23 protein-coding genes are annotated in these 21,147 nt (G+C 68.9%); 10 read left to right on the top strand and 13 right to left on the bottom strand.

Features of this window, described 5'->3' with window-relative positions; translation table 11 throughout:
• Positions 1-25: 25 nt before the first annotated feature.
• Genes ACFWIW_RS14445 through ACFWIW_RS14435 form a run of 3 tightly spaced genes read right to left on the bottom strand, consistent with a single transcriptional unit; the run spans position 26 to position 2,813 of the window.
• Positions 26-778, bottom strand: coding sequence for a class I SAM-dependent methyltransferase (locus ACFWIW_RS14445; protein ID WP_378368860.1), 753 nt, complete (start codon positions 776-778; stop codon positions 26-28).
• Positions 779-822: 44 nt separating this feature from the next.
• Positions 823-1,857, bottom strand: a complete 1,035-nt coding sequence (gene mgrA / locus ACFWIW_RS14440; protein ID WP_034324539.1) for an L-glyceraldehyde 3-phosphate reductase — start codon at positions 1,855-1,857, stop codon at positions 823-825.
• Positions 1,854-2,813 carry a helix-turn-helix transcriptional regulator gene (locus ACFWIW_RS14435; RefSeq protein ID WP_378368859.1) on the bottom strand — a complete coding sequence of 320 codons (960 nt, stop codon included), beginning with the start codon at positions 2,811-2,813 and terminating at the stop codon, positions 1,854-1,856. Before ACFWIW_RS14435 ends, mgrA begins: the two co-directional genes overlap by 4 nt.
• A 62-nt stretch (positions 2,814-2,875) precedes the next feature.
• On the opposite strand from ACFWIW_RS14435, the gene ACFWIW_RS14430 reads away from it, so the two are divergent.
• The 3 genes from ACFWIW_RS14430 to ACFWIW_RS14420 are packed head-to-tail and all read left to right on the top strand — an operon-like array spanning position 2,876 to position 6,564.
• Entirely contained in the window at positions 2,876-4,315 is a 1,440-nt protein-coding gene (locus ACFWIW_RS14430) for an MFS transporter (protein WP_378368858.1), read from the top strand.
• 21 nt (positions 4,316-4,336) lie between these two features.
• Positions 4,337-5,218, top strand: a complete 882-nt coding sequence (locus ACFWIW_RS14425) for a MoxR family ATPase (protein ID WP_005155088.1) — start codon at positions 4,337-4,339, stop codon at positions 5,216-5,218.
• Positions 5,215-6,564 (top strand): VWA domain-containing protein, encoded by a 1,350-nt coding sequence (locus ACFWIW_RS14420; protein ID WP_378368857.1) that lies wholly within the window; start codon positions 5,215-5,217, stop codon positions 6,562-6,564. The genes ACFWIW_RS14425 and ACFWIW_RS14420 overlap by 4 nt, the downstream gene beginning before the upstream one ends.
• On the opposite strand, the gene ACFWIW_RS14415 is transcribed toward ACFWIW_RS14420, so the two are convergent.
• Complete coding sequence (locus ACFWIW_RS14415) at positions 6,561-7,382, bottom strand: murein transglycosylase (RefSeq protein ID WP_378368856.1); 822 nt, start codon at positions 7,380-7,382, stop codon at positions 6,561-6,563. The genes ACFWIW_RS14420 and ACFWIW_RS14415 overlap by 4 nt on opposite strands.
• A gap of 274 nt (positions 7,383-7,656) precedes the next feature.
• On the opposite strand from ACFWIW_RS14415, the gene ACFWIW_RS14410 reads away from it, so the two are divergent.
• Positions 7,657-9,081 carry a cellulase family glycosylhydrolase gene (locus ACFWIW_RS14410; RefSeq protein WP_378368855.1) on the top strand — a complete coding sequence of 475 codons (1,425 nt, stop codon included), beginning with the start codon at positions 7,657-7,659 and terminating at the stop codon, positions 9,079-9,081.
• Between the two features lie 64 nt (positions 9,082-9,145).
• The gene (locus tag ACFWIW_RS14405) at positions 9,146-9,661 is read left to right on the top strand and encodes a hypothetical protein (protein WP_378368854.1); all 516 of its coding nucleotides are present in this window, start codon (positions 9,146-9,148) and stop codon (positions 9,659-9,661) included.
• Here the strand turns inward: ACFWIW_RS14405 and add are convergent.
• The gene (add, locus tag ACFWIW_RS14400) at positions 9,618-10,592 is read right to left on the bottom strand and encodes an adenosine deaminase (protein ID WP_378368853.1); all 975 of its coding nucleotides are present in this window, start codon (positions 10,590-10,592) and stop codon (positions 9,618-9,620) included. The genes ACFWIW_RS14405 and add overlap by 44 nt on opposite strands.
• A 142-nt stretch (positions 10,593-10,734) precedes the next feature.
• Between add and ACFWIW_RS14395 the strand changes: the two genes are divergently transcribed.
• Entirely contained in the window at positions 10,735-10,953 is a 219-nt protein-coding gene (locus ACFWIW_RS14395; RefSeq protein ID WP_063276581.1) for an antitoxin, read from the top strand.
• Here the strand turns inward: ACFWIW_RS14395 and recQ are convergent.
• Together recQ and ACFWIW_RS14385 are read right to left on the bottom strand one after the other, a co-directional pair.
• Complete coding sequence (gene recQ / locus ACFWIW_RS14390; RefSeq protein WP_378368852.1) at positions 10,950-12,800, bottom strand: DNA helicase RecQ; 1,851 nt, start codon at positions 12,798-12,800, stop codon at positions 10,950-10,952. The genes ACFWIW_RS14395 and recQ overlap by 4 nt on opposite strands.
• A 41-nt stretch (positions 12,801-12,841) precedes the next feature.
• Positions 12,842-13,183, bottom strand: coding sequence for a helix-turn-helix transcriptional regulator (locus ACFWIW_RS14385; RefSeq protein ID WP_016335887.1), 342 nt, complete (start codon positions 13,181-13,183; stop codon positions 12,842-12,844).
• A gap of 99 nt (positions 13,184-13,282) precedes the next feature.
• On the opposite strand from ACFWIW_RS14385, the gene ACFWIW_RS14380 reads away from it, so the two are divergent.
• Together ACFWIW_RS14380 and ACFWIW_RS14375 are read left to right on the top strand one after the other, a co-directional pair.
• Positions 13,283-13,795 carry a DinB family protein gene (locus ACFWIW_RS14380; protein ID WP_378368851.1) on the top strand — a complete coding sequence of 171 codons (513 nt, stop codon included), beginning with the start codon at positions 13,283-13,285 and terminating at the stop codon, positions 13,793-13,795.
• Between the two features lie 57 nt (positions 13,796-13,852).
• Positions 13,853-14,416, top strand: a complete 564-nt coding sequence (locus ACFWIW_RS14375) for a hypothetical protein (RefSeq protein WP_378368850.1) — start codon at positions 13,853-13,855, stop codon at positions 14,414-14,416.
• Here the strand turns inward: ACFWIW_RS14375 and ACFWIW_RS14370 are convergent.
• Positions 14,413-15,282 carry a hypothetical protein gene (locus ACFWIW_RS14370; protein ID WP_378368849.1) on the bottom strand — a complete coding sequence of 290 codons (870 nt, stop codon included), beginning with the start codon at positions 15,280-15,282 and terminating at the stop codon, positions 14,413-14,415. The two genes, ACFWIW_RS14375 and ACFWIW_RS14370, sit on opposite strands and share 4 nt — an antisense overlap.
• Before the next feature lie 190 nt (positions 15,283-15,472).
• Between ACFWIW_RS14370 and ACFWIW_RS14365 the strand changes: the two genes are divergently transcribed.
• On the top strand, positions 15,473-16,423 hold the full coding sequence (locus tag ACFWIW_RS14365; protein WP_378368848.1) for a hypothetical protein: 951 nt from the start codon (positions 15,473-15,475) through the stop codon (positions 16,421-16,423).
• Here ACFWIW_RS14365 and ACFWIW_RS14360 read toward each other — a convergent pair.
• The 4 genes from ACFWIW_RS14360 to ACFWIW_RS14345 all read right to left on the bottom strand — a co-directional run bounded on the left by ACFWIW_RS14360 (position 16,413) and on the right by ACFWIW_RS14345 (position 19,489).
• Positions 16,413-17,039 (bottom strand): TetR/AcrR family transcriptional regulator, encoded by a 627-nt coding sequence (locus tag ACFWIW_RS14360; RefSeq protein WP_378368847.1) that lies wholly within the window; start codon positions 17,037-17,039, stop codon positions 16,413-16,415. The two genes, ACFWIW_RS14365 and ACFWIW_RS14360, sit on opposite strands and share 11 nt — an antisense overlap.
• Positions 17,040-17,131: 92 nt before the next feature.
• Positions 17,132-17,440, bottom strand: a complete 309-nt coding sequence (locus tag ACFWIW_RS14355; RefSeq protein ID WP_378368846.1) for a cupin domain-containing protein — start codon at positions 17,438-17,440, stop codon at positions 17,132-17,134.
• A gap of 57 nt (positions 17,441-17,497) precedes the next feature.
• A complete protein-coding gene (locus tag ACFWIW_RS14350) occupies positions 17,498-17,941 on the bottom strand; it encodes a single-stranded DNA-binding protein (RefSeq protein WP_016335879.1) in 444 nt (147 codons plus the stop codon).
• Between the two features lie 126 nt (positions 17,942-18,067).
• Positions 18,068-19,489, bottom strand: a complete 1,422-nt coding sequence (locus ACFWIW_RS14345) for a PLP-dependent aminotransferase family protein (RefSeq protein WP_378368845.1) — start codon at positions 19,487-19,489, stop codon at positions 18,068-18,070.
• Positions 19,490-19,569: 80 nt separating this feature from the next.
• Between ACFWIW_RS14345 and ACFWIW_RS14340 the strand changes: the two genes are divergently transcribed.
• Positions 19,570-20,775 (top strand): MFS transporter, encoded by a 1,206-nt coding sequence (locus ACFWIW_RS14340; RefSeq protein WP_378368844.1) that lies wholly within the window; start codon positions 19,570-19,572, stop codon positions 20,773-20,775.
• Here the strand turns inward: ACFWIW_RS14340 and ACFWIW_RS14335 are convergent.
• A complete protein-coding gene (locus tag ACFWIW_RS14335; RefSeq protein WP_378368843.1) occupies positions 20,753-21,145 on the bottom strand; it encodes an NUDIX hydrolase in 393 nt (130 codons plus the stop codon). The genes ACFWIW_RS14340 and ACFWIW_RS14335 overlap by 23 nt on opposite strands.
• Between the last annotated feature and the right edge of the window lie 2 nt (positions 21,146-21,147).

The following is a 21,147-nucleotide window of genomic DNA, read 5'->3' as shown; positions in this document are numbered from 1 at the left end:
GTGGTAAGGACGGTTCTAACCGTCCTTACCACTCACGAGGCTTGACGGCCTCCACGAGCACCCGCCGCGAGTGCGCGACGAACTTCCCGTCGGTCTCGATCATCCGGTGGAGCTCCGCGAGCTTGTCGCGGTACGTCTCGACCTCGAATCCCGGCACGATCCAGATCACCTTCCGGAGGAAGTGGACGACCGCGGCGAGGTCGAAGAACTCCATCCGCAGTTTCGCCGGTTCGAGCCGGTCCACCCGGAGCCCGACGGCTTCGGCCTCGACGCGCAGCACGTCGGGCGTCCAGCCGCCGTAGTCCTGCGGACCGAGGAAGAACTCCTTCAGCTCCCGCACGGTGCCGGCACCGATCTGTTGCGACAGGAACGTTCCGCCCGGACGCAGCACGCGGGCGATCTCCCGCCACGGATTCTCGATCGGATGACGGCTGGTCACCAGATCGAAGGACTCGTCGGGGAAGGGCAGCGGCGCGTCGTACTCGGCCTCGACCACCTGTCCGCCCAGCGGGGCGAGATTCTTCCGCGCGACCTCGACGTTCGGCGGCCAGCCTTCGGTGGCGGCGAGGACCGGCGGCGGTTTCGGGATGCCCGCGAGCACCTCGCCGCCGCCGGTCTGCAGGTCCAGCCCGGCGGCGGCCGTCGCCATCCGCTCGCCGAGCAACCGCGAATAGCCCCACGGTGGCCGTTCCTCCGTGGCACGGCCTTCGAACCACGAGAAATCCCAGCCTTCGACCGGGACGGCCTCTCCTTCGGCGAGCAGATCTTCGAAAGTCATGTTCGCAGTCTCGGCTCGCGCGCCGGGTGGGGCAACACGATTTGCTAGCCGGCGTCGGTGGAGCGCTTCCAGAGGTTGATGTCGGCCTCGGTGGCGTAGCGGTCGATCTCGGCCAGCTCCTCGTGCGTGAAGTGCAGGTTCTTCAGCGCGCCGACGTTGTCCTCCAGCTGGGCGACACTGCTCGCGCCGATCAGCACCGACGTCATCCGCGGGTCGCGCAGTCCCCACGCCAGTGCTAGCTGCGCCAGCGTCTGCCCGCGCCGCTGAGCGATCTCGTTCAGTGCCCGGATCTTGCCGAGGGTGTTCTCGGTGATCGTGTCCGGGTTGAGCGACTTCCCTTGCGCCGCACGGGAGTTCTCGGGGACGCCGTCGAGGTAGCGGCTGGTCAGCAGCCCTTGGGCCAGCGGCGAGAAGGCGATGCAGCCCGCGCCTTCGGCTTCGAGCGTGTCGAGCAGTTTGTCGCCTTCGAGCCAGCGGTTGAACATCGAGTACGACGGCTGGTGGATCAGCAGCGGGGTGCCCAGCTCACGCAGGAGCCGGGCGGCCTCGGCGGTCTTTTCCGACGAGTACGACGAGATGCCGACGTACAGGGCGCGGCCGGACCGGACGGCGGTGTCGAGCGCGCCGACCGTCTCTTCGAGCGGCGTCTCGGGGTCGAACCGGTGCGAGTAGAAGATGTCGACGTAGTCAAGGCCCATCCGGCCGAGCGATTGGTCCAAAGAGGACAGCAGGTACTTGCGCGAACCCCATTCGCCGTACGGGCCGGGCCACATGTCGTAGCCCGCCTTGGTCGAGATGACCAGTTCGTCCCGGTACGGCTTGAAGTCCGAAGCCAGCAGCCTGCCGAAGTTCTCCTCCGCCGAGCCGTAGGGCGGGCCGTAGTTGTTGGCGAGGTCGAAATGGGTGATGCCGAGGTCGAACGCGCGCCGCGCGATGTCCCGCTGCGTGCCCAGCGGTTTGTCGTTCCCGAAGTTGTGCCACAGGCCGAGCGAGATCGCGGGCAGCTTCAGGCCGCTGCGCCCGGTGCGGCGGTAGGGGATGCTCTCGTATCGGCCCTCGGCCGCGACATAGGTGCTCACGGCCCGATGCTAGCCGCCGTGAAGAGGGCGGCGACGGACGCGAGGTGGTCTTTGAACGCCGAGGGGCTCTCGACCTCGAAAGGCGCGCCGATGGCGGCGAGGATCAGCACGGGCCAGTCGAAGGTGTCGACGTTCATCGTCAGACGGCAGGACGTCTCGTCGATCGCTTCGAGCGCGCCACCGAGGTACCGCACCGCCGACTCGACCTGTCCTTTCGGCGCTTCGACCCGGACCACCAGCGTGTGCGTGGTCGGACGCGCCTTGATCTGGGCCTCGACGAATTTGACCGCGTCGCCGCCGGGGATCTCGCGCGGCCGGTAGCGCGCGCCGGTGGTGCGAGGCTCGCTGAGCCTGTCGACGCGGAACGTGCGCCAATCCACCCTGTCGAGGTCCCACGCCACCAGATACCAGCGCCGTCCGAGTGAGACGAGCCGGTGCGGCTCGACCAGCCGTGCGGACTCCTCGCCGCCGCGTGCCGCGTAGTCGAACTTCAGCCGCTCGTCGTCCCGGCACGCCTGCGCGATCACCGTCAGGGCGGCGGCGTTGACCCGGGGGCCCGTCACGGCCGCCGGCGTCGTGTACGCCTGGAGCGCGTCGACGCGTCTGCGCAGCCGGGGCGGCATCACCTGGACGACCTTCGTCAACGCCCGGACGGAGGTTTCCTCGATGCCCTCGACCGATCCGCTCGCCGCGGTCCGGAGGCCGACCGCGATCGCCACGGCCTCCTCGTCGTCCAGCAGCAGCGGCGGCATGACCGTGCCCGACCGCAGCTGATAGCCGCCCGCGACGCCGCGGCTCGCGTTGACCGGATAGCCCAGCTCGCGCAGCCGCTCGACGTCACGCCGCAGCGTCCGTTCGCTCACTTCGAGCTTGTCGCTCAGCTCGATCCCCGACCAGAAGCGGTGTGTCTGCAGCAGGGAGAGCAACCGCAGCATCCGCGCACTCGTATTCGCCATGAATCCAGGTTCGCTCGCATTCCGGTCAGAAAGTGGCCGGAATTGACTTTAGCGTTGTTCCCATGACGATGACACTGGACACCCCGAGCGGTGTGACCACGGAAAACGTGGAGAAGTCCTACCGCTGGCGCTGGCCCGCGCTGTTCGTGATCCTGACCGGATCGGTGATGGAACTGCTCGACATGACGGTCACGAGCATCGCCGGACCGGTCATGCGTGAGTCGCTCGGCGGCGGGACGGCGATGATCCAGTGGCTCGGCGTGGCCTACACCCTCGCGATGGTGTCCGGCCTGCTCACCGGCGGGCGGCTCGGCGACATCTTCGGCCGCAAACGCATGTTCCTCATCGGCGCGATCGGTTTCGTCGCCGGTTCGCTGCTCTGCGCGATCGCGGTGAACCCCGAGATGATCATCACCGCGCGGGTGGTGCAGGGTCTCTTCGGCGCCGCGATGGTGCCGCAGGGCCTCGGCATGATGAAGGAGATGTTCGCGGGCAAGGAATTGCAGTCCGCGTTCGGTATGTTCGGCCCGGTGATGGGGCTCGCCGCGGTCGGCGGCCCGATCCTCGCGGGCTGGCTGGTCGACGCCGACCTCTTCGGCACCGGCTGGCGGATGATCTTCCTGATCAACCTCCCGATCGGCGCGCTGGCCGTGCTCGCCGCGCTGAAGTACCTGCCCGAGTCCCGTCCCGGCGGCTCGCTCACCCTCGACATCCCCGGCGCGCTGCTCGCGACTACCGGTGCGCTGCTGATCGTCTTCCCGCTGGTGCAGGGCCGCGAGTACGACTGGCCGCTGTGGACGTTCGCGATGATGGCCGCCGCGGTCGTGGTGTTCGGCGTGTTCGCGTGGTTCGAAAGGCGCAAGAGCCGTCGCGGCGGTGACCCGCTGGTCGAGCCGAGCCTGTTCCGCAAGCGCAGCTTCCTCGCCGGGATGGCGACCGGGACGATCTACTTCGCGGCGTTCTCCGGCTTCGGCCTGGTGTTCACGCTGTACCTGCAGCTCGGGCTCGGTTTCTCGCCGCTCAAGGCCGGGCTGACCGGGGTGCCGATGTCGCTGGGGATGATCGTCGGGATGGGGCTGGTGCAGGCGGTGCGCGAACACGGCCGGAAGGTGCTGCACACCGGCGCGCTCATCATGACCGCCGGCGTGGTCGCGTTGCTACTGCTCCTCGGCCCGGAGACCGGCCCGTGGCAGATCGCGCCCGCGTTGCTGGTGGTCGGGATCGGTTCCGGGCTGATCATGGGGCCGTACTTCGAGATCGCGCTGTCCGGGGTGGAACCGTCGGAGGCAGGCTCGGCGTCGGGCGCGCTGACGTCGCTCCAGCAGGTCGGCGGTGCGCTGGGGCTGGCGCTGCTGGGCACGGTGTTCTTCGACGCCGGGACCGCCGATCCGACCGACGCGGCCCAGCGGACGTTCTGGGTGGTCGCGGTGATGGTGATGCTCACCTTCGCGGTCGGGTTCCTCCTGCCGAAGCGGATCCGCGACGTAGAGTCGGCCGGGTAGGCGATCGAGCTGGGAGGCCGCGTGGCTGGGACCGGGTACTTCACTTCCGTCGAAGACGTGACGGCGAAGCTCGCCGACACCGGCTACCTGGCCTCCGCGGCCGTCGCCACCACGGTGTTCCTCGCGGACGCCCTCGGCAAGCCGTTGCTGATCGAGGGCCCCGCGGGGGTCGGCAAGACCGAGCTGGCGAAGGCGGTCGCGCAGGCGAGCGGCTCCCGGCTCGTGCGGTTGCAGTGCTACGAAGGCGTCGACGAGTCCCGCGCGCTGTACGAGTGGAACCACGCGAAGCAGCTTCTCCGGATCACCGCCGGCAAGGACGAGACCTGGGACGAAGCCCGCAACGACATCTTCGGTGAAGAGTTCCTGCTGGCCAGGCCCCTGCTGACGGCGATCAAGGGTGACGAGCCGACCGTCCTGCTCATCGACGAGACCGACAAGGCCGACGTCGAGATCGAGGGGCTGCTGCTTGAGGTGCTCGGCGACTTCCAGATCACTGTCCCGGAACTCGGCACCATCACCGCTGGGCGCAAACCGTTCGTCGTGCTGACCTCCAACGCGACGCGCGAGCTTTCCGAGGCGCTGCGCCGCCGGTGCCTGTTCCTGCACATCGATTTCCCCGACGCGGCGCTGGAGCAGCGCATCGTGCGGCTCAAGGTGCCGGGAGTCGACGACGCGCTCGCCGCGTCCGTGGTCAAGGTGATCACCGCGCTGCGGGCGATGGAACTGCGGAAGGCGCCGTCGGTCGCCGAAACCATCGACTGGGCGCGGACCCTGCTGGCGCTCGGCGCGGACAGCCTCGGCGAGGACGTCGTCCGCGCGAGCCTCGGCGTCATCCTCAAACACCAGGACGACGTCGTGAAGGCGGACGCGCGGCTGGAACTCGGCAAGGTCCTCGACTCGTGAGCGGCGTGCCGGGCAGGCTCGTCGAATTCGTGGAAGCGTTGCGGGAACACGGGATTCCGGCCGGGCCCAGCGAGACGGTCGACGCCGCCGCGGCACTCGAAGTGCTGGGTCTCGCCTCTCGCGAGCAGATGCGGGAAGGGCTCGCGGCGGCGCTGGTCCGGCGCGGCGGCCAGCGTGCCGTGTTCGACGCGACCTTCGACATCTACTTCCCGCTCGGCGTCGGCGCGCCGGCGCAGGACCCCGTCGACGATCTGGCCGCGTTGCGCGACCGCCTCGCCACCGCGCTCGCGGCGAACGACCAGCCGGAGCTGACGCAGCTGGCCGGGCTCGCCGTCGACATGCTGGGGGAGTACGGCGGCACCGCGGGGAGCGGCGGCTGGTCGGCGCACCAGACACTGGAACGGCTTCAGCCGCAGACACTCGTCGTCCGCGTGCTCGAAGCGATCCGCGCGGGCGGTGTGGACGATTTCACCGACCGGCTGGACCGCGACGACGTCCGCCGCCGCGTCGAAGGCTTCCGTGGTCTCGTGCGGACCGAGGCACGGCGGCGCGTGGCGGAAGTCCGTGGCAGGGAACGGGTTTCGCGGCACGCGGTGCCGCCGGCCGCCGATCGCGTCGACTTCCTGCTCGCCAGCCGGGCACAGCTCGCCGAACTCCGCCGCGTCGTCCAGCCGTTGTCGCGCAAACTCGCCACCCGGCTGGCAGCCCGGCGACGGAGGCACGCGCGCGGGCAGATCGACCTGCGGCGGACGCTGCGGCGCTCGCTGTCCACCGGCGGCGTCCCGATGCGACCGTCATACCGGCGGCACCGGCCGGGAAGGCCGGAAATCGTGCTGCTGTGCGACATGTCGGGGTCGGTGGCCGGTTTCGCGAATTTCACCATGCTGCTGGTGCAGGCCCTACGTGACCAGTTCAGCAAGGTGCGCGTGTTCGCGTTCATCGACGCCTGCGACGAGATCACCCACCTCGTCGACACCGGCGCCGCCGATCCCGAAGACCTCGGCGCGCGTATCCTCGCCGACGCGGAACTGACCCGCTGGGACGGGCACAGCGACTACGGGCACGCGCTCGGCGAGTTCGTCGAGCGCTACTCGGATGCCGTGGGGCCCAAGACATCCCTGCTCATCCTCGGGGACGCCAGGACCAACGGCGGTGACCCGAACCTCGAGGCGGTGCGCGGGATCGCTTCCGCGGCAAGGCATACGTACTGGCTCAATCCCGAGCGGACCGCGCTGTGGTCCACCGGAGACTCCGAGGCGCACGCCTACGCGGAGGTCGTCGAGATGTACGAATGCCGGAACGTGCACCAGCTGACCCGGTTGGTGACGCGCCTCTTGCCTGCTTAAGGCTTTAGCGCCGCTTTCCCGTACGCGTCGGCGTTGCTGAACACTTCCTGCCCGTACTGGGTGGAGTTGTTGTAGGTCAGCACCGCGCTCCACCAGCCGGCGGGGTCGCCGAGGTCGCCGCCCCGCGCGCACATGTACCGCGCGGTCGTCAGCGCCGCGTCGTCGATGTTCTGCGGGTCCGGCGCGGCGCCGTCGCCGCTCGCGCGGAGGCCGTACCGCTTCCAGGTGGCGGGCAGGAACTGCATCGGCCCGACCGCGCGGTCCCATTTCGGGTCGCCGTCGAGGGCGCCCTTGTCGGTGTCGACGACCGCCAGTACCCCGGGGGAGCCGTCCAGCGGGATGCCGATGATCGGCGGCGTCACGACACCGTCCTCGCCGGCGCGGGAACCGTCGTGCCGGGCGTGCTGTGACTCGGTCCGGCCGATCCCGGCGATGGTCGCCCAGGTGATTTCGCACCGTGGAGTGGTCTTCGCGGTCTTCTCGGCGGCGTTCACGTACGCCCGCAGCGCGCGTGAGGGGATGTCCGTGTTCTCCGACACCTTCGCGATCCAGGCGTCTTTCGCGGGCTCCGCGGGCAGCGGTCCGGCGTCGCCGGGGATGGCCGAACGCGGGGCGGGCTTGAGCGCGGGGACCTCGAATTGCGGTTTGACCGGCACCGGCTCACGGTCGTTGAGGCTGATCACGACCCAGACGGCACCGGCGACCAAGGCGCCGACGACCAGGAGCGCGAGCATCACGCAGCCACGCGGGCCACGTTTCCTGGGCGGCGGTTGCCACTGGTCCATGAGATCCAGTGTCGAAGGGGACGAAGCGGTCACCGGTTCCACGGTACGTGACGAATGTGGAGAACTTGTGTGGCCCGCCGTCCGGGTGACCCGGCCCACCCCCCGCATTTCGTCCTCTGAATGCGGTCCTTGCGCGTGCAACTACCGCAAGTAGAGGACTGAACGCGGGGTGCGATCGCCCCGTTTGCCCTGTTGACAGCGCTTCATCCGGATGGCGAGACTAGTCCGCGTTAGGAAGGTTTCTTAACAAGGGCTCGCCGCGCCCCTGCTCCACGGAACGCAACGACGCTTCTGAAGGAGGCACAAAGTGGTACGCCCAAGATGGCGGGCGGCGCTGGTCACGGTGCTCGCGGCCGCCTCGGTCCCGATCTCCGCCCAGGCCGTTTCCGCGGCTCCCGTCCGATACGAGTCCGAGGACGCGACGATCTCGCGCGGCGCGGTCGAATCGAATCACACCGGTTTCACCGGATCCGGCTTCGTCAACTACGACAACGTCACCGGTAGTCACGTCGAGTACACCGTCAACGCGGCGCAGGCGGGACAGCACACGCTGACCTTCCGCTACGCCAACGGCACCACCGCCAACCGCCCGCTCGACATCACCGTCAACGGCTCCATCGCCGTCGACGACCTCGGATTCCCCGGCACCGGCGCGTGGACGACCTGGCGCACCGTGACCACCACGGTCAACCTGGCCGCGGGCAGCAACAAGATCCGCACCACCGCCGTCACGTCGAACGGCGGCCCCAACGCGGACTCGCTGTCGGTCGAAGTCGGCGGCGGATCGGGTACCGGGACACCGGTGTCCATCAACGGGAAGCTCCACGTGTGCGGCGTCAAACTGTGCAACCAGTACGGCAAGCCCATCCAGCTGCGGGGCATGAGCACGCACGGGATCCAGTGGTACAGCCAATGCGTGAAAACCGCCTCGCTGGACGCGCTCGCCAACGACTGGAAGGCCGACATCCTGCGTGTCGCCATGTACATCCAGGACGACGGTTACGAGAGCAACCCGCGCAAATTCACCGACATGATGCACAACTACATCGAAGAGGCGACGAAACGTGGGATGTACGTCCTCGTCGACTGGCACCAGCTCGACCCGGGCGACCCGAACGTGAACACCGACCTCGCGAAGACCTTCTTCACCGAGATCGCCCAGCGGCACAAGGACAAGGTCAACATCATCTACGACGTCGCGAACGAACCGAACGGCGTCAGCTGGGCGGACGTCAAGCGGTACGCCGAAGAGGTCATCCCGGTGATCCGGGCCCAGGACCCGGACAGCGTCGTCTTCCTCGGCACGCACGGCTGGTCGACCTTCGGCGTCTCCGATCAGCGCGACGAGACCGACATCCTGAACGACCCCGTCAACGCCACCAACATCATGTACACGTTCCACTTCTACGCCGCGTCGCACCAGGACGAGCACTACGACGCGCTGGCGCGGACGGCCGACAAGCTCCCGGTGTTCGTCACGGAATTCGGCACCCAGACCTACACGGGTGACGGCGGGAACGACTTCACCTACTCGCAGAAGTACCTGGATCTGCTGGCCGCCAAGAAGATCGGCTGGACGAACTGGAACTTCTCCGACGACTTCCGCTCCGGTGCCGTGTTCAAGACCGGAACCTGCGCCGGGAACTCCTTCACCGGCACTTCGATGCTGAAGCCCGCCGGGGTCTGGGTGCGGGACCGCATCCGCACCCCGGACGACTTCCCGACCGGCTGACCCCGGACGCCTCGTGCCCGCTGTCCGGGCACGAGGCGTTCCCCGGCATGGCAGACTCCGCCGGATGAACGCGTGGCTCACCAGCCTCATCGCCGTGGCCGGGACCCTGCTCGGCTCGACGTCGACCTTCTTGTTCCAGCGGCTCAACACCGCTCGCACCGAGCGATTCACCCGAGACGAACGACTCCGCCAGGACCGGACGGAAGCCTGTGTCGACTTCGCGGGCGCGATCACCGGGCTCCGCCGTGGTGCCGTCAGCCTGTGGCTTCTCCGACGGCGTGCCGCCGCCGACGACGAGGATCTGCGCGCCGCGTTCACCGAATCCGACGTTCTCGGCGCCGCGGCGGACCACGCCCGCTTCCGGGTGGCGCTGCTCACCGGCGATCCGGAGCTGGTGGCGCTCGCCGATGTCGCGTTCGAACACTGTGGTGCGATCCGGGATGCGGCGGACCACGCCGAACTGGCGGGGCACGAAGAGCGGTGTCAGCAGGCCCTCGACGCCTTCATCGACGCCGCGGGTGTCCAGGTCCGCGGCGTCAGGCGAGCCAGGCGTCGATCTCGGCGTGGAGGGAACGCTTGATTTCGGCGGGAGCGAAGGACGCGTCGACGGACGCGCGGGCGAGCCCGGCGAGCGCGTGATCGTGGTAGGCGAACGCCTCCCGGGTGCGGAGGAACTCGTCGGTCAGCGTCGTCCCGGTGATCGAAGGGACGTCGGTGCTGAGGGTGACCACGAGCCCGGCGTCGACCAGCCGGGGGAGCGGGTGCTCCTCGAAGGACGGCACGAGACCGAGCGTCACGTTCGACGAGGGGCAGACCTCGAGCGCTATACCGCGTTCCCGCACTTCGGCGACGAGCGCGACGTCCTCCAGGATCCGGATGCCGTGGCCGATCCGTTCGCTGTGCCCGACTTCCAGCGCCTCGCGGATGCTGGCCGGGCCGGCGTCCTCCCCGGCGTGGTGGATCAGGTGCAGCCCCGCCTCCTCGGCCTCGTCGCAGATCCCGGCGAACGGCGCGAGCGGGTACTTCTCCTCCCCGGCGAGACCGATCGCGAACACCCCGTCCGGGGCGTACCGGCGAGCGAGGTCGAGAGTGAGCCGGGCGCGTTCGACCGGACGACGGCGCGAATGGTCCAGGATCACCCGCCAGTGGAGCCCGTACTCGGCGGCACCCGCCGACAGTCCTTTGAGGACGGATGCCAGCGGCATGTCCGGCTCGCCAAGCCGTTCGCCGTGCGAAGCCGCGGTGAAGGTGACCTCGGCGTAGCGGACGCCGTCCGCGACCTGGTCCTCGCAGAACTCACGCGCCACCCGTTCGAAGTCCTCCGGTCTGCGCAGGCAGGACCGCAGCAGCCCGTTGTAGTCACCGAACGCGCGGAATCCGTCGAAGACGGGCTGCTCCGCGGGTACGACGATGCCGTTCGCCTCGCCGATGTCACGGAGCGTGTCCGGCCGGATGGTGCTCTCGAGGTGGACGTGCAGATGGGCCTTGGGCAGCAGCGAAAGATCCCGCATGAGCACGAATTTAGTGGCCGTGGCCCTCGGCGCGCGCCCCGTTTTCCAGCGGAATGAGTGATTCGGCTCGCCGCGGGGAACCCTGGGGCGGTCACCGGTCGTTGAGCAGGACAACCAGACGACCCCGAGGAAAGGGACCACAGTGCCTCTACTGCGGAAGTTGACCGCCCTGGCCGGCACCGCCGGGGCCGTGCGCGCCTACGTGCGGAAGAACCCCGAGAAGGTCTCGAAGGTCGTGAACAAGGCCGCGACCTTCGTCGACCACAAGACCAAGGGCAAGTACCACAGCCAGATCAACGGCGCGGTGCGCAAGGTCGACGGGATGACCGGGCGGCCGCCGCGCCGGCCCTACGAGCACTAAGCCCCGGCGAGCGTCTCGAGGATCTGCTCGCCGTACTTCGCGAGCTTGTTCTCGCCGACGCCGCTGACGGTGCCCAGTTCCTGCAGCGTGGACGGCCGTTTGGTGGCGATCTGGCGCAGGGTGGCGTCGTGGAAGATCACGTACGCGGGCACACCCTGCTCCTTCGCCGCCGCGGCCCGCCACGACCGCAGCAGCTCGAACACCGGCGCCGCCTCGGCTGGCATGTCGGCGGCCGCGGCCTTCTTCGCGCTGGAGCGGGCCGCGGCCTTCGCCGCCCGCTCCGGCTCGCGCCGCAGCTGGACCTTTCGCGTCCCGTTCAGCACCTCCGCGCTGCCCTCGGTCAGCACCAGTGAGCCGTAGTCGCCCTCGACCGCCGCGAGCCCCTGCGCCAGGAGCTGCCGCACGACGGCCCGCCACTCGGGCTCCTTCAGCTCCGTGCCGATCCCGAAGACCTTCAACGAGTCGTGCCGATGCTGGGTCACCTTCGGGGTCGACTTGCCGAGCAGGATGTCGATGATCTGCCCGGCGCCGAACTTCTGCCGCCGCTCGTTCTGCAGCCGGACGATGGTCGAAAGGAGCTTCTGCGCCGGGATCGTGCCGTCCCACGTCTCCGGCGGTGCCAGGCAGGTGTCGCAGTTGCCGCAGGGCTCGCTCCGCTGCCCGAAGTAGCTCAGCACCTGCACACGGCGGCATTCGACGGTCTCGCACAGCGCCAGCATCGCGTTGAGATGGGCGCTCAGCTGCCGCTTGTGCGCGTCGGATCCCTCCGAGGTGTCGATCATCTTGCGCTGCTGCACGACGTCCTGGAGCCCGTACGCCAGCCACGCCGTCGACGGCAGCCCGTCGCGGCCCGCGCGCCCGGTCTCCTGGTAGTAACCCTCGACGGACTTCGGCAGGTCCAGGTGCGCGACGAACCGTACGTCGGGCTTGTCGATGCCCATGCCGAACGCGATCGTCGCGACGACGATCAGTCCGTCCTCGCGCAGGAACCGCGACTGGTGCTTCGCGCGGGTTCGCGCGTCGAGCCCGGCGTGATAGGGCACCGCCGGGATCCCGTTCTCCACCAGGAAGTCCGCGGTCTTCTCGACCGAGTTCCGCGACAGGCAGTAGACGATCCCCGCGTCGCCCTTGTGCTCGGTGCGCAGCAGCTCCAGAAGCTGCCGCTGCGGCGAGTTCTTGCCGACGATCCGGTACTGGATGTTCGGCCGGTCGAAGCTCGCGACGAAATGCCGCGCGTCCTCCAGGTTGAGCCGGGACGCGATTTCGGCGTGCGTCGCCTTGGTGGCAGTGGCGGTGAGCGCGATCCTCGGCACGTCCGGCCAGCGCTCGTGCACCGCGGACAGCATCAGGTAATCGGGCCGGAAATCGTGACCCCACTGGGAGACGCAGTGCGCCTCGTCGATCGCGAACAGCGAGATCTTGCCGCGGTCGAGCAGGCGCACCGTCGATTCGACCGAAAGCCGCTCCGGTGCCAGGTACAGCAGGTCCAGCTCGCCGGAGAGGAACGCGGCCTCGACCCGGTTCCGCTCGGCGTAATCCTGCGTCGAGTTCAGGAACCCCGCGCGCACGCCGAGGTTGCGCAACGCGTCGACCTGGTCCTGCATCAACGCGATCAGCGGCGAGATCACCACGCCGACGCCCGGCCGGACCAGCGCGGGGATCTGGTAGCACAGCGACTTCCCGCCGCCGGTGGGCATGAGGACGAGCGCGTCACCGCCTGCGATGACGTGTTCGACGATGGCGTGCTGGTCGCCGCGGAAGTCGTCGTAGCCGAAGACGCGGTTCAGCGTTTCCAGAGCTTCCGAGACTTCCGAGACTTCCGAAGTACCGATGTCGGGGGCTGCCACCCGGACGATTCTAGGGGCGGGGTCCGACAGTCCCCGCGCGCCTAGTCCTCGGCCGCCTTCCGGCGTTCGCGACGGCCGCGGGCGATCTCGGTGGCGAGCGCGTCGAGCGGACCGGTCCAGAACCGCCGGTACTGCTCCAGCCAGCCGTCGATCTCCTTGAGCGGACCCGGATCGACCGAGTACAGCCGCCGCGCGCCCTCGGCGCGGACCGTGGTGAAGCCGTTTTCGCGCAGGACCCGCAGATGCTGGGACACCGCGGGCTGCGAGATCCCGAATTCGGCGCGGACCACCGTGGTCACGTCGCCGGAACTCTGTTCCCCGCCCGCCAGCAGTTCCAGGATCCGGCGGCGCACCGGATCACCGAGGACGTCGAACGCGTGCATCCGGCAACTATCACGGCCTGGGCTTATATAAGTCAAGGTTGCAAGGCCGGGGTCACCTCGCGGTGGCATCGTGGGCCGGAGACGCCGGAAGGGGAATCGATGAAACTGGCCGAAGTGGTGGCCGACGGGTTCGGCCGCGTCCGGGAGGTCGTGCACGACGCCGTCGAGGGCCTGAACGCCGACCAGCTGATCGCGAGCCCGGCACCGGGCGCGAACACGATCGCGTGGCTGGTCTGGCATCTGGCCCGGGTGCAGGACGATCACGTCGCCGGTCTGATGGGCACCGAGCAGCTCTGGACCGCACAGGACTGGGCCGGCCGCTTCGGGCTGCCCTTCCCGGTGTCGGACATCGGCTACGGGCATCGCCCCGAGGACGTCGAGGCGGTCCGTGTCGGCTCCGCCGACCTGCTGACCGGGTACTACGACGCGGTGCACGAGGCGACGGTGGCTTGGGTCGCCGGACTCGGCGAGGCCGACCTCGACCGTATCGTCGACGAGGCGTGGGACCCGCCCGTCAGCCTCGGGGTTCGCCTGGTCAGCGTGTTGTCCGACGATCTCCAGCACGCCGGGCAGGCGGCGTACGTCCGAGGGCTCGTACTCCGCGATACGTAGCCGAGGTGCCGCTCCACGACGGACGACGGGAGCGCCGCCCGCCGAAACACTGGTCGCATGAGTACTCCCACAGTGCGGCGACCGCCGATGACGCTCACCCCGCGGTGGCGGAAACTCGTCCTCGTCGTCCATGTCGTTTCTTCACTCGGCTGGCTCGGGATCACCATGGTGAACGCGGTCCTGACCTTCACCTCCGTGTTCACCGACGACGCGCGGCGTCAGCACGCCGCCATCCTCATGATGGAGCAGATCGGCGGCTACCTGCTGTTGCCGGTGAGCATGACCGCGCTGGTCAGCGGGATCGTGCTCAGCGTCGGCACGAAATGGGGACTGATCCGGTACAAATGGGTCGCGATCAAACTCGTGCTGACCCTGATCGCCGCCGGGCTGACCCTGTTCTCCCTGCTGCCGGGGATGAGGGAGCTCGCCGCCGCGGCCGAGTCCACTGTGGACGGCGCGTTCGTGGAAATGGGACGCCGCGTGGACGGGTTCTATCCGATCATCGTGTCCACGACGATGTACGTGACCATGACCGTGCTGTCGGTGTACAAGCCGGGCGGCAAGACGCCGTACGGACGCCGGGTGACCGCCACACGGCTTCGTGAACGTCAGCCGGCTTAGAACTGTTCGAGGGCTTCGTCGATACGTCCGGCCTCGGCGCGCAGATCGTCCAAGACGGTCTGCGCGGCCGCGGTCTCACCGTTCGCCGTCTCTTCCTCGAGTTCGGCGTCGGCGAGCCGTCGCCGGAGGTCGTTCGCCTTCTCCGTGGACTTTTCGGCCCGGCGTTCGGCGCGGGAAAGGTCGATCTCGGCCTGTTTGAGGGCCTTCGCGAGATCGGCCGCCTCGCGCCGGAGCCGGTTGAACTCCGCCACCCGCTTCTGTTCGCGTTCGGCTTCTTCGCGGGCCTTGTCGATCCGCTCCTGTTCGGCTTTCTCGGCGGCCGCGCGCTTCGCCTTCCGCCGATCGTCCAAATGCGACACCGTGGCGGGCTTTGCGCGCTCCGGCGCGGATTTCCGTTTCGGTTGCGGGATGAACCCACTGGTCAGCCATTGGTCGCCGGAGCTGTCCGCGCCGCTGCTCAGCCGTCCGGCCAGGGCGAGCGCCGCCACTTCGGGATCGGCCACGACGGCTTCGAGGGTGGCTTCGACTTCGCGGCTGACGGCTTCGCTCATCGACCGTTCGTCCCGCAGGATCCGGTTCACCAGCTCCTGGCGCCGCCGGGCGAGTTTGCGCAGATCTTCACCGGCGAGCGCCGAATGCGCCTTGCGGAGCTCGTCGCCGAGCTTGGCCAGCTCCGCCAGCTCGGGGGACCCGGCGCGGCGGTTGAGGATCGTGGCCGCGAGCGTCGGCTTCCGCAGGGCGCGGATCCGCTCGGCCAAGGCCGCGTCACCCGCCGCCTTGGCCTCTTTCGCCCGCTGGTTGCGCACCGCTACGAACTCGGCCGGATCGCCGGCGTAGAGCTCGTCCGCGACCTCGTCGAAGTCCATCGCCCTCCGCAGGTTCAGTGGCCGTACGTGTCCGACGATGATCCCACGAGACCCGGTGACACTCCACTCGCCGAACGGATTGCCCGGAGCCGGTCGGACCAACGGTAGATCGGCACTTTGGAGGTGGCGCGCCCCCGATGGCGGAACAACGATGAACAGCGGGGGAAGCCAACAGCCGCTGGAGGTACGAATGTCCGTGACCGAACGCGCTCCTGTTTCCCCGCCAGCGCATTTCCTCGGCTCCGGGCCGTATCCGGAACACAGATGGCGCGTGGTCCTCTGGTCCGTGCTCGCCGGCTTCGCGCTGACGGTGATCTGGTCGGCGCCCTTTGTGGACAGTGTGATCGGCGACAGCGTCGCCAACACCCTCCTGGGGCACGACGCCAAGGCGACCCCGATCGGCGGAGTGCTGGCCGGAACGTTCTTCGCGTTCGTCTCGGGCCTCGCCGGAACGTTCACCGCGTGCAACATCGCCGCCTTCGGTGCCGTCGCCCCGCTTGTCGGCGGAGGAGCCACCGGACGGCCGAAGTTCAGCGACACCTTGAAGCCCCTGGGCTGGATCGCGGCGGGGATGCTGACGGTTTCCGTGGTGTACGGCGTCGTCGTCGCGCTCGTGGGCACCCGGATGCCGCAGTTCTCGACCGTTTCCTCGCCGGGCGGGCTCACGCCGCGGAACATCCAGTCGATGATCGTCTACGGCGTGATCGGGATCGTGTTCATCGTCCTGGGCCTGGCTTCCGTCGGCGTCGTCCGCAACCCGATCGCCGGCCTCACCCGCCGGTTCCCGCCCGCGCCGCTGGTGCTGATGGGCGCGCTCATCGGCGGATTCCTGATCGGCAGGCCGTTCCCGCTGTTCCGGATGATGTTCCGCAGCGCGGCCGAAAGCCACAACGTCTTCTATGGCGCGGCCGCGTTCGCCCTCCAATCGGTCGGCAACATCCTGGTGATGGCGCTGTTGTTCCTGTTGCTCACCCACGGCACGGGCGGACGGCCGCAGCGATGGATGCTCGCGAAGCCCACCAGGATCGCCGTGGTGACCGGTGCCGCGTTGCTGGTCGCCGGCACGTTCACGCTGCTGTACTGGGATCTGCGGGTGCTCGGCCGGACGGGCGTCATCTGGTACCCGACCATCAAGTGGTGAAGAGCCGCGCCAGCACCTGCTCGACCGACTCCTGAAGGCACCTCGCCGCGTCCTCCCGGCCGGCGAGGTGTTTCAGCAGGCCTTGCTGGAACAGGCCGTCGAAGAGCGCGTACGTCGTCGATGGCGCGAAATCCGTGGGCTTGCCCAGCAGTTCCGCGTACCGGGACACGACCCGCCAGATCATCAGTTCGAGTGTTTCGTCGATGGCGAGCACATCGGCCTGGAACAGCTTCTCGAACAGGCTCTGGTTGCGCAGGTCGTACCAAAGCCGGTGCAGCCGGGCGTTTTCACGCAGCGTGGCGGCCGTCGCGGCACCGAAGGCCGTCTTCAAGGCTTCTGCCGTTTCCGCGGTCTCGACTATCCGGTCGTACCGGGTGACGCATTCGGCCTTGTACTGCTTGACGCAATACGTGATCAGCTCGGCCTTGTTCCGGAAGTAGTAGTGCAGTACCCCGTGGGAGAACTCGGAGTTCTGCGCGATCTCCCGCAGGCTCGTGCGCGCGTAGCCCAGTTCGGACAACGTGACCAGTGCCGACATCGCCAGCTGCGCGCGCCGTTGGTCGAATCTGTCCACCTGGCGGGTCTTGTCGCCGCTGCGGTCCGCCACGTCGGTCACGGTTCGCGGTTCCCGTCGCCTCGGGTGCCCGCCCGGCCACGAGCACGTCGTCGGATTCTAGCCCGGGAAGGGGTTTCTGGCGTCCGACAGAATTACTCGAGCCATTCGGTGATGAAATGGTCGCTTTCGTGGATGTGGACGGCTTCGTAGACCTCCGGGCCGATCACGGCGAACTTGTGCGGGGTCCGCGCGGGCACGACCAGGACGTCGCCCGCCCCGCCTTCGCGTTCGGAGTCGCCGATGGTGAACCTGGCCCGGCCGCGGACGATGACGAAGGTTTCGCGATACGGGTGCTGGTGCAGCCTCGGCCCGGAACCGTCGACGGCGGTCCGTTCGCGGATGATCGAGACTCCGGAGCCGATGTCGCGGCCTTCGACGTTTTCCAGGGTTTCGGTGGTCATTCCGCCACTGTAACCCTGGTCGCGGGCATGGTGCGCCCCTTCGCCGCGGTGCTCCCGTCAGAAGGGCGGCTCCGGATTTCCGGCGGCCACCGGCGTTCGTTCCCACGCGCCGTCCGACGGCGTGCCCGCCGAGCTCCGGCCCGCCTTGTTCACCTTCGCCGTGGCGTACCGCAGCGACGGGCCGATCTCGTCGACGTCGAGTTCCACCACCGTGCGTTTCTCGCCCTCCTTGGTTTCGAACGATCGCTGTTTCAGCCTGCCCTGCACGATCACCCTGGTGCCCCTGGTGAGCGATTCGGCCAGGTTCTCCGCGGCCTGCTTCCACAACGCGCACCGCAGGAACAGCGGGTCTCCGTCGCGCCATTCCCCGCTCGCGCGGTCCAGGACGCGCGGTGTCGACGCGACCGTGAAGTTCGCGACCGCGGCTCCCGACGGGGTGAACTTCAGCTCCGGGTCGGTCGTCAGGTTGCCGATCACCGTGAGCACCGTTTCTCCGGCCATGGGACTTTCCTCCTCTTGCTTCCGCGCGCGGCCCCGGACGGGTCCGCTGTCGCCTGGGAAGAGGAGACCACCGGGGTACGACAGTTTTCGGCGTCCCGTGGCGATCGGATGTCATGACAGGGCCGTTCAGGGCATTCCGGCACCGGAAAAGCACTCCCCGAGCCGGGCGAGCCCCTCGTCGATGCGGCCGGAACCGACCAGCCCGTAGCCGATCACCACGCCGGCGCGCGTACCTCCGTACTTGGCCAGGCTTTCGACGGCCACCCCGGCCCGAGCCGCTTCGGCGACCGCACCGTCCACAGTGACCGTCGCGTGTGGAGAGACCGGCGCGCACAGATGGAGCCCGGCGCTGGAAGGAACGATCTCCAGCGAGTCTCGCAGCTCGTCGCGCACGAAGGCCAGGATCCGGTCCCGCCGCGCCGAATACTCCCGGGTGGCCTTGCGCACGTGGCGGGCGAGCAGCCCCTCGTCGATGAAACTCGCCAACGCCGATTGCGTGACGAGGTCGCCGTGCCAGTCCATGAGCTGCTTCGCCTGCCGCAACGCCGGGCGCAGCGAGGCGGGCGCGACGAGGAAACCCAGACGCAGCAAGGGAAGCAGGGTCTTCGAGAAGGATCCGACGTAGAGCACCCGCCCGTCGTGGTCCAGGCTCTGGAGCGGTTCGAGCGGCCGATCCGAGAAGCGGTACTCGCTGTCGTAGTCGTCCTCGATGATCACCGCGTCGTTCCGCTCCGCCCACGCCAGCAACGCCGTCCTCCTGGCGAGTGACATCGGCGTGCCGAGCGGGAACTGGTGCGAGGGCGTCGTGTAGATCAAACGGGTGCCCTTCGCCAGGGCGGTGACGTCGAGGCCTTCGGCGTCTACCGGCACTTTCGCGATCCGGGCGCCGTGTGCGGTGAAAAGCCGCTCGGCCGGGGGATAACCGGGGTCTTCGACGGCGACACGCGTGCCTGGTTCGATCAGGACCCGGCCGATCAGGTCGAGGGCCTGTTGCGCGCCTTGGGTGACCAGGACGTCCTCGGCGCCGGTTCGCACGGATCGGGCGGCGCCGATATGCCGGGCGATCGCCACCCGCAGTGCTTCGAGCCCGGCGGGGTCGGCGTACCCCGATGGCGGCAGCAGTGACGGCCGGAGTGCCTGGCTGACCAGCCGTCGCCAGGTCCGCAACGGGAACAGGGCCGGATCCGGGGCGCCGACCCGGAAGTCGAACTCGGGCCGGTCTTCACCGAGGGGGCCCGGCGGCGAACTCCACCGCACGACGGGCCGCACCCCGGTGCCCGCGGGCGCGGCGCGCTTCGCACGCGCCACGAAACCGGGGCTGACGAAGGTCCCGCGTCCGACGTGGCTGTCGAGGAAGCCTTCGGCGGTCAGCCGTTCGTAGGCGACCGCGACGGTGTTGCGCGAGACGTCGAGCTCGCGGGCCAGTTCCCTGGTCGGCGGCAGGCGTTCCCCCGCGCGCAGGCGTCCGTCGAGGATGCCGTCGCGGAGCTGGCGGTAGATCCGCGCGGCCAGGTTGGTGTGCCCGTCGAGGCTGATGTGGAACGGCACGCGCCGAGCCTATATTGGCCCAACCGGATTGACGGATATTGGCGCTGGGATGTGGCCAATCCGGTGCTTAGTTTGAGCGTATGAAGCGACTGACCTCGGCCCAGCTGATCAGCTCCGTCGGCGACGGCGCCTACTACGTCAGCTCGGCCTTGTACTTCACGCTGATCGTCGGGCTTTCGCCCGCGCAGGTGGGACTCGGCCTCACCGTGGGCTGGGCGGTCGGCTCGGTGGCCGGCGTCGCGCTGGGGCAGCTGGCCGACCGCCGCGGGCCGAAGGGCACGGCCGTCCTGCTCGCGCTGGGCACGGCCGCGTCGGTCACGGCGTTCCTCTTCGTGGGCTCGGTCTACGCGTTCGTGATCGCGGCCTGTGTCTACGCCTGTTTCCAATGCGGTCTCGGCGCGGCACGACAGGCGCTGCTCGCCGGGCTGATCGGCCCCGCCGAGCGCACCACGTTCCGCGCCCGGTTGCAGGCGATGTCCAACGCGGGGATCGCGATCGGCGCGGCGTTCGGCGGGATCGCGCTGGCGATCGGGACACGAGAGGCGTTCCTGACGGTATTCGTCGTCGACGCGCTGGCCTTCGTCGCCGCGGCTCTCATGCTCCGCAAAGTGCCTTCGGTCGCTCCGGTGCCCATGCGGGCGGGCGAGCCGTCCGTGGCCGTCCTCCGCGATCGCCCGTACGCGCTTCTGGCGCTGCTCAACATGATCATGTTGCTTTACATGCCGCTGTTCAGCCTGGTCCTCCCGCTGTGGATCTCGACCCGGACCGCGGCGCCGAGCTGGCTGGTCTCGGCGATGCTGGTGCTCAACACGGCGAGTGTGGTGGTGTTCCAGGTACGGGTGGCGCGCGGCGTGACCGGCCTGCGCGGCGCCTCCCGCTACGTCCGGTACGCGGGGCTGCTGCTTTTCGTCTCCTGCCTGATCTTCTCGTTCTCCGCCATGGGCGATTCCGCGTGGGCGGCGGCGCTGGTCCTGCTCGCGGGGGCCGCGCTGCAGGTGGTGGGGGAGATGGCGCAGGCGGCGGGTTCCTGGGAGATCGGTTTCGGTCTCGCGCCCGACGGCAAACAGGGGCAGTACCAAGGGCTTTTCGGTGCGGGGACGGCCATCGCCCGGATGCTCGGCCCGGTACTGCTGACCGGGCTGATCCTGGTCGGCGGGACGGTCGGCTGGGTCGTGCTGGGCGGGTTGTTCCTGCTGGCGGGGACGCTCACCGCGCCCGCCGTCCGCTGGGCGGAGCGGACCAGGCCGAAGCCCGGTCTGGAAGTCAGTCCTCCAGTGCTCGCCTGAAGTGCTCCGCGAGATCGAGCCCCGCGGCCTCGTCCCGGGCGCACCAGACGAAGGCGTCGTGTTCCTCGGGGTCGAGCACGACCTCGCCCGGATCCTTCTCGGCGAGCGTGTACACCGCGGCGTGGATCCGCATCGGCCTGCCGGCGACGTCGTCCCAGCTGTGGGTGCCGCGTTCGCCGGTGACGTGGACGGTCAGCCCGGTCTCCTCGGCGAACTCGCGGACCACGGTCTCGGCCGGTCGCTCGCCGGGCTCGACGGTCCCGCCCGGCAATTCCCAGCGGCCGCCCAGGAACGACGACGGCTGCCGCCGGATGAACAGGATCTTCCCGTCGCGGATGAGCCTGCCGTACGCCAAGTACTTGTCCGTCACGA

Origin of the sequence: Amycolatopsis sp. NPDC058340 (assembly GCF_042723975.1) — a bacterium.
Taxonomy (GTDB): Bacteria; Actinomycetota; Actinomycetes; order Mycobacteriales; family Pseudonocardiaceae; genus Amycolatopsis.
The sequence above is the reverse complement of the archived record's forward strand: the minus strand, read 5'-3'. Positions and strand labels throughout refer to the sequence as shown.

Bases quoted from the DNA above. Each gene is read 5' to 3' on its own strand.
- add (WP_378368853.1), bottom strand. From the start codon at position 10,592: ATGCGGGATCTTTCGCTGCTGCCCAAGGCCCATCTGCACGTCCACCTC.
- ACFWIW_RS14355 (WP_378368846.1), bottom strand. From the start codon at position 17,440: ATGACCACCGAAACCCTGGAAAACGTCGAAGGCCGCGACATCGGCTCC.
- ACFWIW_RS14405 (WP_378368854.1), top strand. From the start codon at position 9,146: ATGAACGCGTGGCTCACCAGCCTCATCGCCGTGGCCGGGACCCTGCTC.
- ACFWIW_RS14380 (WP_378368851.1), top strand. From the start codon at position 13,283: ATGAAACTGGCCGAAGTGGTGGCCGACGGGTTCGGCCGCGTCCGGGAG.
- ACFWIW_RS14365 (WP_378368848.1), top strand. From the start codon at position 15,473: ATGTCCGTGACCGAACGCGCTCCTGTTTCCCCGCCAGCGCATTTCCTC.
- ACFWIW_RS14375 (WP_378368850.1), top strand. From the start codon at position 13,853: ATGAGTACTCCCACAGTGCGGCGACCGCCGATGACGCTCACCCCGCGG.
- ACFWIW_RS14445 (WP_378368860.1), bottom strand. From the start codon at position 778: ATGACTTTCGAAGATCTGCTCGCCGAAGGAGAGGCCGTCCCGGTCGAA.
- ACFWIW_RS14430 (WP_378368858.1), top strand. From the start codon at position 2,876: ATGACGATGACACTGGACACCCCGAGCGGTGTGACCACGGAAAACGTG.
- ACFWIW_RS14340 (WP_378368844.1), top strand. From the start codon at position 19,570: ATGAAGCGACTGACCTCGGCCCAGCTGATCAGCTCCGTCGGCGACGGC.
- ACFWIW_RS14350 (WP_016335879.1), bottom strand. From the start codon at position 17,941: ATGGCCGGAGAAACGGTGCTCACGGTGATCGGCAACCTGACGACCGAC.
- ACFWIW_RS14435 (WP_378368859.1), bottom strand. From the start codon at position 2,813: ATGGCGAATACGAGTGCGCGGATGCTGCGGTTGCTCTCCCTGCTGCAG.
- ACFWIW_RS14370 (WP_378368849.1), bottom strand. From the start codon at position 15,282: ATGGACTTCGACGAGGTCGCGGACGAGCTCTACGCCGGCGATCCGGCC.
- ACFWIW_RS14385 (WP_016335887.1), bottom strand. From the start codon at position 13,183: ATGCACGCGTTCGACGTCCTCGGTGATCCGGTGCGCCGCCGGATCCTG.